5 protein-coding genes are annotated in these 6,599 nt (G+C 72.3%); 1 reads left to right on the top strand and 4 read right to left on the bottom strand.

The features are described from left to right. The 4 genes from HOY81_RS16915 to HOY81_RS16900 all read right to left on the bottom strand — a co-directional run. Positions 1-1,358, bottom strand: a 1,358-nt coding sequence (locus HOY81_RS16915) for a DUF2637 domain-containing protein (RefSeq protein WP_237321263.1), incomplete at its 3' end; no start/stop codon positions are given. 127 nt (positions 1,359-1,485) lie between these two features. Then, the gene (locus HOY81_RS16910) at positions 1,486-2,175 is read right to left on the bottom strand and encodes a DUF3558 domain-containing protein (RefSeq protein WP_237321255.1); all 690 of its coding nucleotides are present in this window, start codon (positions 2,173-2,175) and stop codon (positions 1,486-1,488) included. 39 nt (positions 2,176-2,214) lie between these two features. After that, positions 2,215-3,150 (bottom strand): hypothetical protein, encoded by a 936-nt coding sequence (locus tag HOY81_RS16905; RefSeq protein WP_237321254.1) that lies wholly within the window; start codon positions 3,148-3,150, stop codon positions 2,215-2,217. A 313-nt stretch (positions 3,151-3,463) separates the two neighbouring features. After that, the gene (locus HOY81_RS16900; protein ID WP_237321253.1) at positions 3,464-4,306 is read right to left on the bottom strand and encodes an LAGLIDADG family homing endonuclease; all 843 of its coding nucleotides are present in this window, start codon (positions 4,304-4,306) and stop codon (positions 3,464-3,466) included. 382 nt (positions 4,307-4,688) lie between these two features. Between HOY81_RS16900 and HOY81_RS16895 the strand changes: the two genes are divergently transcribed. Further along, entirely contained in the window at positions 4,689-6,497 is a 1,809-nt protein-coding gene (locus HOY81_RS16895; RefSeq protein ID WP_237321262.1) for a BCCT family transporter, read from the top strand. The last annotated feature ends 102 nt before the right edge of the window (positions 6,498-6,599 follow it).

Genomic DNA, 6,599 nt, shown 5'->3' with positions numbered 1-6,599 from the left:
CCCGGCCCGGCGGCTGCCGCGACCTCCGGGCGGCCGGGCACGGCGGCAGCCGGGCCCGCCGGGTCGGCCGTGCCCGCCGGATACGCTGCCGCGGGGTCCCAGGACGGTGCCTCGCTCCCGTTCCCGGCGGGCTGCCCCGGCGCGGCGGCCGCGGCCCGGGCTCCGGGGGGAGCCGTCGCCGCATCGGCCGTGGCGGCCGGCTCCCGGTCTCCTGCCGCTGCGGCCGTGTCCGCGGCCGCTCCCGGGGCGCCCCTGCCGGTGCCGGCCGGGGTGTGCCATCCGGGGCTCTGCGGGGCACCCCGGGTGCCGTCCGCACCCGCTCCGGCCGCCCCTGCGGCGCCGGCGGTCCGCCCGGTCCCGGCGTCTTCGGAGGCCCCCGGGGCGCCTCCGGTCCCGGACGTCTGCCCCGCGGCCGTCGCGACGGCCGCCTCCGGCGACGCGTCAGGGCCGCTGCGGGCACCGGCCGCCGAGACAGGCGATCCTGTGCCGCCCGCCCGGGCGGCGTCGGCCGTCCCGGCCGCCTGGGCGGCCCCGGGCTCCGCCGACCCGCCGGCACCTCCCGCCCGTTCCAGCGCCGGCCGCCCCGCCGCCCGTACCTCCGCCCGGTCGGGACCGGGGCGCGGCCCGCCGGGGGCCCCGCCCTCGGAGCCGCCGGCGTGCGGCGTCAGGGAGCGCAGCGCCGGCGCCTCGATCCCCGCGGCGGCGAGCCCGGCGGGGCCGGTCTCGGCCAGCGGCACGCCGTAGCGGGCGAGCCGCAGCGGCATCAGCGCCTCCACGGGGGCCTTGCGCTTCCAGGAGCGCCCGTAGCGGGCGCGCAGCCGGGCCTCGTACACCAGCCGGTCCTGCTCCATGGCGATGACCTGCTCGTAGGAGCGGAGTTCCCACAGCTTCATCCGGCGCCACAGCCGGAAGGTGGAGGGGAAGGCGAGCAGCCAGCGGGAGACCCGCACGCCCTCCATGTGCTTGTCGGCGGTGATGTCCGCGATGCGCCCGATGGCGTGCCGGGCGGCCTCCACCGCGACGACGAAGAGCACCGGGATCACCGCGTGCATGCCCACGCCGAGCGGGTCCGGCCAGGCGGCGGCGCCGTTGAAGGCGATGGTGGCGGCCGTGAGCAGCCAGGCGGTCTGGCGCAGCAGCGGGAAGGGGATGCGGATCCAGGTGAGCAGCAGGTCCAGGGCGAGCAGCACCACGATGCCCGCGTCGATGCCGATCGGGAAGAAGGGGGCGAACTCCCCGAACCCCTTTCGCTCCGCCAGGTCGCGCACGGCGGCGTACGAACCGGCGAAGCCGATCGCGGCGATGACGACCGCGCCGGTCACCACGACGCCGATCAGTATGCGGTGCGTACGGGTCAGAGTTACGGCCTGCACTGGTCTGGTCCCCACCCTCGGAAACTGGCGGCGACCAGAGTGGCACACCCGTCAAGCCGGCGCTTGAAGCACGGTGGGGGCGTGACGGGGACCCTACGCGCCCCAGGGCACCTCAACCGAGCGCCTTCGCGGCCTCCTTCGCGGCCCGTTCCGCGTTCTTCCGCACCTCCTTCGCGCTGGGCGGGTCCGCCCCCTCGAAGCCGGTGCCCTCGTAGTCCACGGTGACGACGACGTTCCCGTCCCGGACGACGGCCCGGGAGATCCGGTAGTCGTGCTTCTTCTTCTCGGTCTCGTAGGAGAGCACCACGGCCTGCTCCCAGTCGCCGTCGAGCGCGGACTGCTCGACCTTCTTGTTGGCCTCGTCCGAGGCGACGGCCTTCTTCTCCTGGTCGTAGAAGCGCCCGGCCTGCTTGTCGCCGGAGCCGAGCGCGGCGTCCGAGTCGTAGCGCTTGAGGGAGACGGTCAGGGCGCGGTACTCGGCGTCGTTCTTCCCGCTGCCGCCGCTCCAGAGGCAGGAGCCGTAGCGCTCGGTGTCGCTGGAGGCGAGGTCCTTGCCGGTCTTGTCGTCGGCGCCCGGCACGAGGTCCTCGATGGTGCCCTTGTCCAGGGTCTTGCAGGGCTCCGGAAGTTCCTTGTACTTCACGGGCGCCGGCGGTGCCGAGGAGGACGGGGAGGGGCTGTTCGCCGGCTTGTCGTCGGCGCCGGAGTCGGAGGTGCAGCCGGCCGCCACCAGGAGCACGGGTATGACGGCGGCTGCGCAGGCGGCCCGGCGGGCGGCCGGGCGCGGGATGAGTCGGTGCATGGTTCCTTCGCTTCGCTTCCGGGGGTTCGGGATCCGCGCTCAGTCGTCGAACTGTCCGGCGAGCTGACCGGCGACCTGCTGCGCCTTCTCCTGGAGCTCGGCACTGTCCGGGGTGCGGTACTCGTCGGCGACCGACTGGCTGTACTCCACGGTGACCAGCACGTTCGACGTACGGAAGACGAGCGTGACGTCCCGCTGGGTGGCGCGGCCGCCGTTGTCGCCGGTGACGAGGGTGTCGTCGAGGAAGGCGGCGTCGCCGATGCCGTCGAGGGTACGCGGGGGCAGCGAGGGCTCGTCCGAGGGGGCCTCGGGGAGGGTGGTCTCGCCCGGGCCCTCCGCCGCGCTCGCGCCGTCCTCCGCCGCCTCACGGCTTCCACCGGAGCCGTCGCCGGCCCCGTTCCCCGGGCCGTCACCGGGGCGCCGCGTTCCGTCGCCGTCCTCGCCCCCCTCCGCGGTGGGGGCCTCCCCGGGTGGGCCCGCGCTCTCCGGGTCCGGCGATTCCGCGGCGGCGTCGACACCGGCCTCCCGGGCCCGCTCGGCGAAGAGCCGTTCCGCCTCCTCGTCGTCGCTGACCTCGGCGTCGTAGGAGACGACGCGTTCGAAGTCGAGGGTGAGGCTGCGGCTGCCGAGGCTGGTGGCGCTCTGCCAACTGCATCCGACACGGCGGTCCGTGTCGTAGGTCACGGTCGGCTCGCCCTCGTACGGCGACTCCTCCGTGCCGTTGCCCGTGCCGGTCGCGGTGCCGGCGCCGGGAAGCAGCTTCTCGAGCTGGTCGGTCTCCAGCGTGCCGCAGGGCTCGGGCAGCGTCTGGTAGCGGCCGGGGGGCGCCTGGGCCGCGGTGGCGGTGCTGCCGCCTGGCTCGGCGTCCGTGCCGCCGCCGTCCCCGTCGCCGCCGGAGGAGCAGGCGGTCAGGCCGCCGGCCAGCGCGACGGCCAGTGCGGCGCTCGTGGCGAACGTCCTTGCCCTCCGCTGCACCGGGGCCTCCTGCGGTCGGACTGCGGGTCGAAAACGTGTTGCCGCCCCGAGGGGACGACGGACCACAATGTCTACCGCACGCGCCGCGCGGCCGTCCGGTCCTCCGATGGCTATGTTGCGCGAAGTCCGGCTTTTGCTCTTTGTCGTGGTTGGCCGGTGGTGCGCTGATGACGGTATTTCTCCGGGGGAGTTGAGTGAGATGGCGTACACCGAGGTGCCCGGTGCGCGGGTGCCGATCCGGATGTGGGCGGACCCGGCCGGCGTCGAGCCGGGCGCGATGCGCCAGCTCCGGAACGTCACGACACATGTGTAGTCACGGACCTTCGCGCCTGACCTCCTGCGCGCCACGCCCGGGCGCAGCCAGGCTGAGATCTCCTCGGCGGAAGCGCCACAGCCGCATGTAACAACTGCTTTCCGAGCGACCGAGGAGGGCAGCAGCCTCCGCCGGGCCTTCACAGCGCAGAAGCACTTCGTCTTCCCAGGGGTGCCATCGGCGTCCTGGCGTGCGCTTCTTCATACCTGCCGGACGAGTCCAGCCGAGCGCTTCGCGTGCCGCCTTCTGCTTGCGCTCCAGGGCCAGGCAATCCGGATAGTAGAGGTGGCGGATCAGCGCGAGCGCTGCCTCCTTGGTGTACAGAACGTTGTAGACCCGGTCTCTGGAGTTCCGTCGCACAGTGCGATGGGCGCCCGTGACAAGTGCCCCGTAGGAACAGAAATAGCGTGCGAGTGCCGTGCTCGCGGTGGTGAGGGCGACGAACGGCAAACCCTGGGACGTGCGACCGACGGATCCGTCCGCGTCCACCAGCCCTCGCACGTAGTCGGCCTCGGCGAACGGGTTGCGCGGTGGGGTGACCAGCGAAGACTTGCGGCCATGGGGTAAGCCCAGGTCGTGCAAGAGGGTCCTGGCCTCCAGAGAACACAGTGTCCAGATCGCCGAGCGGTGCTCCTCGGCGAAGTTGGTGGCCCGTGTGCGCTCCCCGACTGTGCTCGGGTAGGGGGTCAGCTCCCGAAACCGGTGCAGGATCTCGACGTCCTGATAGCCGATTTCCACCGAAAGCCGTCCCTTCTTGCCCCGGCCTTTCTCCAGATGGCCGTCCATCTGGAGAAAGGCGAACATGTAGGCGTATTCAGGTACTTCCAGCTTCATGAAGGTCATGATCTGATATTCGGGCGAGGCTGTACTGCAAGGAAGGGAATCAGCCTTCGATCACTCGAACTGGTGAGCGCACGGAGGAAGCGGAGCGCTCCGCAACGAAGTTCGGAGCGTCGAGGTCGTGGCCGAACTCAAGCAGGTCGTCTGTGTGAAGGGCTGAGAAGCAGGCAAACCGGAGGGGCGGGGAGCGGCCGGACGGTCGCGCCCCGCCCCTCCGCGTGTGCCGCGGGCGCCCCGAAGGGGCTGAACAGGAATACTCGGGGCTCTCCGGTGCGCAGCGACTCGGAGGACGGCTCCGAGGAACCGTCTTCGTACGGAGTGAGGGAGAGGTCACCAGGTGCTGAACCGCCAGGAGGGCAAGGGCTCACCCGACGACGACGAGGTGATGGGCACCACGCCCGCCACCGCCGCGCCCGCCCGCAGACCGCGGACGGACCGGGTCGTCTTCGGCGTCGCCGCGGTCCTCACCTGCGCCTTCGTCGCCTGGGGCGGGATCTCGACGGACTCCCTCGCCGACGTGTCGGCGACGCTCCTGGAGAAGGTCATCCACAACGCCGGCTGGGCCTTCGTGCTCGCCGCCTCCGGGTTCGTGCTCTTCTCGCTCTGGCTGGCCTTCAGCCGCTACGGGCGGATCACCCTGGGGGCGGAGGGCGAGCCGCCGGAGTTCCGCACGGTCTCCTGGATCGCCATGATGTTCAGCGCCGGGATGGGCATCGGACTGATGTTCTACGGCGTCAACGAGCCGCTGACGCACTTCGCCGAACCGCCGCCGGGCACCGACCCCCGGGACGCGGGCGCGGCCATGGCCAACGCCATGGCCACGACGCTCTTCCACTGGACGCTGCACCCGTGGGCCATCTACGCCGTCGTCGGGCTCGCCATCGCCTACAGCGCCTTCCGGCGCGGCCGCCGGCAGACCATCAGCGCCACCTTCACCTCGCTCATCGGGGAGCGGCGCGCCAACGGAGCGCCCGGCCGGGTCATCGACATCCTCGCGATCATCGCCACGCTCTTCGGGTCGGCGGCCTCGCTGGGCCTGGGTGCGTTGCAGATCGGCAGCGGCATGGAGGAGGTCGGCTGGCTGACCGACCCCGGCAGCGGTCTGCTGGTGACGGTCATCGCGGTCCTCACCGTCTTCTTCGTGCTCTCCGCCGTGTCGGGCGTGGAGCGGGGCATCCAGTGGCTCTCCAACATCAACATGGTGCTGGCCGCGCTGCTGGTGGTCTTCCTCTTCGTGGTCGGCCCGACCGTGCTCCAGCTCGACCTGCTGCCCACCTCGCTGGGCTCGTACGTCGGCGACCTGCCGGAGATGGCGGCGCGTACCGAGGCCAGCACGGGGGAGAACGTCGCGGAGTGGCTGTCGAGCTGGACGGTCTTCTACTGGGCGTGGTGGATCTCCTGGACGCCGTTCGTGGGCATGTTCATCGCGCGGATCTCCCGCGGGCGGACGATCCGGCAGTTCATCGGCGGGGTGATCCTGGTGCCGAGCGTGGTCAGCCTGGTCTGGTTCGCGGTCTTCGGCGGCACCGCCATGCGGCTGGAGGAGCGGGGGGTCCCGCTCACCCGGGAGGCGACGGCCGAGGGGCAGCTCTTCGCGGTGCTGCGGGAGTACCCGGCGGCGACGCTCACCAGCCTGGTGGTGATGATCCTGGTCGGGATCTTCTTCGTCTCCGGCGCGGACGCGGCCTCGATCGTGATGGGCACCCTCTCGCAGCGCGGCACGCTGGAGCCGATCCGTCCGGTGGTCATCTTCTGGGGCGCGGTCACCGGCGCGGTCGCGGCGATCATGCTGCTGATCGGCCACGGTGGTGCGTCCGCCCTGGACGGGTTGCAGAACCTCACCATCCTGGCTGCGGTGCCCTTCACCCTGGTGATGGTGGCGCTGTGTTTCGCGCTGCTGCGGGACCTGCGCCGGGACGCGCTGATCCAGCGCGGTGAGCGGGGCGCGGAAGCCATCGAGCGCGCCGTGCTCACCGGTCACGAGCGGTACGCGGGCGACTTCGCGCTGCGGGTGGGCCCGGCGTCCGACGTGGACCTCGACGAGCTGCGGCGCCGGGCGGACGAGCAGGCACTGGCGGAGGACGAGGCCGCGCACGGGGCGCATGTGGCCGGCACGGAGCCGGGGACCACCGGCTTCGGAACGGAGTCGTCCGGTTCCATGGAGGAGCCGGGGGAGGACCGCGGGAACGGCTGACTCCGGCCGGGGGGCAGCCCGTTGACGGTGCATCCGGGCGCTGACACGGAGTGCCGAGATGGTTTTGTGATGAATGATTCCGGCCATCGGGGGGAGGCGCTT

The organism is Streptomyces sp. JJ36 (assembly GCF_021696945.1).
Classification (GTDB): domain Bacteria; phylum Actinomycetota; class Actinomycetes; order Streptomycetales; family Streptomycetaceae; genus Streptomyces.
The sequence above is the reverse complement of the archived record's forward strand: the minus strand, read 5'-3'. Positions and strand labels throughout refer to the sequence as shown.